This is a genomic window from Rhodovulum sp. (assembly GCF_011048875.1).
GTDB lineage: Bacteria > Pseudomonadota > Alphaproteobacteria > Rhodobacterales > Rhodobacteraceae > Rhodovulum > Rhodovulum tesquicola.
The window spans coordinates 1-3,219 of the sequence record NZ_DSDD01000325.1 but is presented as its reverse complement, the minus strand read 5'-3'; the positions used below and the strand labels follow the sequence as shown (position 1 = coordinate 3,219).

Sequence of the window (3,219 nt, the reverse complement as noted above, 5' to 3'; positions counted from 1 at the left end):
TTCTTCGAGGATTCCGGCGGGACCAAGCCGGTCGATCAGGCCCGGCGCGGCGGGTTCGGCGATCTCCACGAGGGTCGTCTCGGGCAGGATGCGAATCCGGCCGATCTGCGTCTTGTCGAGATCCCCCGCCCGGCACAGAAGCGGCAGGATCCAGCGTGCCTCGGCCCGGCGGTTCTGCCCGATCGACAGCTCGAACCAGGCCGAGGGGCCAAAGGGCGCCCGTTCCGCCCGTTCGGTTCGGGCCGGGGCCGCGTTCAGTTCTTCGGGGGCGGAAAGGCCCGCGCGGTAAAGCCTCAGGCAGGCGGCCGCGATCTGTTCGGGGCCATGCTCGGCCAGCAGTCTCGCGGCAAAGGCGGCTTCGGCCTCGGACGGGGCGTCCTCCCAGACCGGATCGGCCAGCAGGCGGGTCTCGTCGAGTGCCAGGATCTCCTCTCGGCTGGGTGCTGCGGTCCATTCGGCCTCGATCTTCGCCCATTTCAGCAGCCGCGTGGCCTTGGCGGTGACCCGGTCCGGCACGATCAGCGCCGAGATCCCCTTGCGCCCGGCCCGCCCCGTCCGGCCCGAGCGGTGCAGCAGCGCCTCGGTATTGGTGGGCAGGTCGGCATGGATCACCAGGTCCAGATTGGGCAGGTCGATGCCGCGCGCCGCGACATCGGTCGCCACGCAGACCCGCGCGCGACCGTCGCGTAGCGCCTGAAGCGCATGGCTGCGTTCGTCCTGGCTCAGCTCGCCCGACAGGCTGACCACCGGCAGCCCGCGATTGGCCAGCCGCGCGGCCAGCCGCGCGACCGCGGCGCGGGTATTGGCAAAGACGATGGCCGTGGGCGCGTCGTGAAAGCGCAACAGGTTGATGATCGCGTGATCGGAATCGGCGGCGGCGACCAGCACGACCTGATAGGCGATATCCGTGTGTTGCGTCCCGCGCGACAGGGTGGTCACGCGGACCGCGTCGCGCTGGTAGGCCTTGGCCAGATCCGCGATCGCGGGCGAAACGGTGGCCGAGAACATCAGCGTGCGCCGCTCGGCCGGGGCCTCGCCCAGCATGAATTCCAGATCCTCGCGAAAGCCCAGATCCAGCATCTCGTCGGCCTCGTCCAGCACGACGGCCCGAATGGCGGACAGATCCAGACTGCCCCGGGTGATGTGATCGCGCAGTCGCCCCGGCGTGCCCACGATGATATGCGCGCCCCGCTCCAGCGCGCGGCGCTCCTCGCGCGCATCCATGCCGCCGATGCAGGACACCACCCGCGCGCCCGCCCTGGCATAAAGCCATGCCAGTTCCCGCTGCACCTGCAAGGCCAGTTCCCGCGTCGGCGCCACGATCAGCGCAAGCGGCGCACCCGGCAGACCCAGCCGCGCCTCGTCCCCCATCAGCGTCGGTGCGATGGCGAGGCCGAATCCCACGGTCTTGCCCGACCCGGTCTGGGCCGAGACCAGCAGATCGGCTTCGGCCAGTTCGGCGGCCGTCACGGCCTGTTGCACTTCGGTCAGCGTGTCGAACCCGCGCTCGGCGAGGGCTTCGGAAAGGGTCGGGATCATCCGGGAAACATCCGTGCGGCCAGGGCGCCAGCATGGCGCGGCAAGGCAACATGGCTAGGGTCTTCGGGCGCACATGTCCATACTTATCCGCCCCCGCACCCCGCAACGTCGCGCCGCGCGGGCATCGACGGATCGGGGGGCGGCGCTATCGTCTGCGCATCGCGGCAGGTGAAAGGCAGGACGATGCACGATTTCTATTCCGACACCCAGACCCGCCCGACACGGGCGATGCGCGAGGCCGCGCTTGACGCCCCCCTTGGCGACGAAAGCCACGACGCGGACCCGCCGACGCTGGAGCTCTGCGCACGGGTGGCCGGGATGCTGGGGATGGAGGCGGCGCTGTTCCTGCCCTCGGGTACGATGTGCAACGAGATCGCCATCGCCGTCCACACCCGCCCCGGCGACGAGGTGATCTGCACCCGCGAAAGCCACATCATCTTTGCCGAAAGCGGCGGACCCGCGGCCCTGTCGGGGGTGATGATGCACCCGATTGACGGCGAACGGGGCATGCTGACGCCCGAACAGGTGCAGGCCGCCATCCGTCCGCGCTCGGCCCATGCGCCCCGCTCGCGTCTGCTGGTCGCCGAGCAGACTGCGAACCTTGCGGGCGGCGCGATCTGGCCTCTGGATCAGCTGACCGCCGTGGCGCAGGCGGCCCGCGACGCCGGGCTTGCGACGCATCTGGACGGGGCACGTCTGCTGAACGCCCAGGTCGCGACGGGCATTCCCACGGCCGCTTATGTGCGCGGCTTCGACAGCGCCTGGATCGCCTTCACCAAGGGGCTGGGCTGCCCGGTCGGCGCGGTGCTTGGGGGTTCACGCGATTTCGTGGCCAAGGCCTGGCTTCTGAAACGGCGCTGGGGCGGAGCCATGCGCCAGACCGGCGTGCTGACGGCGATGTGCCTTTGCGCGCTGGACCATCACGTCGCCCGTCTGGCCGAGGATCACGCGCTGGCCCGCACCATCGGTGTGCGCCTGGCCGGGCTGCCCGCCATCGCGCGGGTGCTGCCGGTCGAGACCAATATCGTCATCGCCGATCTCGCGGATCACGCGCCCGATGCCCGTGAAGCCGCCCGGCAATTGCGCCAAAGGAACGTGACCGTCACGGTCGTCGGCCCAAGGCGCCTGCGCATGGTCACGCATCTCGATGTCGGGCCCGCCGATGCCGACGCGCTGATCGCGGCGATTGGCGCGCTCGGCTGACCTCAGCCGGTCGGCCGCCCCGCCTCGGTCGCGCGGGCCACCTCGTTCAGTTGCCCGGTGCGCACGTCATGGACATAGCCGCAGATCGGGATCGCGGGGTTCACCAGCGGATGCGCCCGGATGCGCATCACGTCCTCGATCACCGCCGCCTCCTGGTCACGGATCGTGTGCCATTTGACATTTGACATAGCGCCCCTCGGGCGAGCCGCCGGGTTCGGAGGCATTGCGAAAGCCGCTTTCGGTCAGTTCCGCCGCCTCCAGCGACCCCGCCAGAAGATCGCCCATAACGGCATCGTCGAAGAACAGCATGCCGCAATCGGTGTGATGGATCACGAACCATTCCCGCGTGCCCAGAAGCTTGTGACTGATCACCAGCGACCGGATCGCGTCGTCGGTGGCCCGCCCGCATTGCGCACGACATGGGCGTCGCCCTCGGACAGACCGGCATATCGCGCCGGATCAAGCCGCGCATCCATG

General features: G+C 69.7%; 4 protein-coding genes. 1 reads left to right on the top strand and 3 read right to left on the bottom strand.

The window, feature by feature from the left end; translation table 11 throughout:
* Positions 1 to 1,539 (bottom strand): DEAD/DEAH box helicase (locus ENN83_RS11440; protein ID WP_287187146.1); only part of this gene is annotated, 1,539 nt, incomplete at its 3' end.
* Positions 1,540 to 1,722: 183 nt separating this feature from the next.
* Between ENN83_RS11440 and ENN83_RS11435 the strand changes: the two genes are divergently transcribed.
* Positions 1,723 to 2,742, top strand: a complete 1,020-nt coding sequence (locus ENN83_RS11435; RefSeq protein WP_287187145.1) for a threonine aldolase family protein — start codon at positions 1,723 to 1,725, stop codon at positions 2,740 to 2,742.
* A 2-nt stretch (positions 2,743 to 2,744) separates the two neighbouring features.
* Here ENN83_RS11435 and ENN83_RS11430 read toward each other — a convergent pair whose 3' ends face one another.
* Both ENN83_RS11430 and ENN83_RS11425 read right to left on the bottom strand, forming a co-directional pair.
* Complete coding sequence (locus ENN83_RS11430) at positions 2,745 to 2,930, bottom strand: hypothetical protein (protein ID WP_287187143.1); 186 nt, start codon at positions 2,928 to 2,930, stop codon at positions 2,745 to 2,747.
* Positions 2,899 to 3,114 carry a hypothetical protein gene (locus ENN83_RS11425; protein WP_287187141.1) on the bottom strand — a complete coding sequence of 72 codons (216 nt, stop codon included), beginning with the start codon at positions 3,112 to 3,114 and terminating at the stop codon, positions 2,899 to 2,901. Before ENN83_RS11425 ends, ENN83_RS11430 begins: the two co-directional genes overlap by 32 nt.
* Between the last annotated feature and the right edge of the window lie 105 nt (positions 3,115 to 3,219).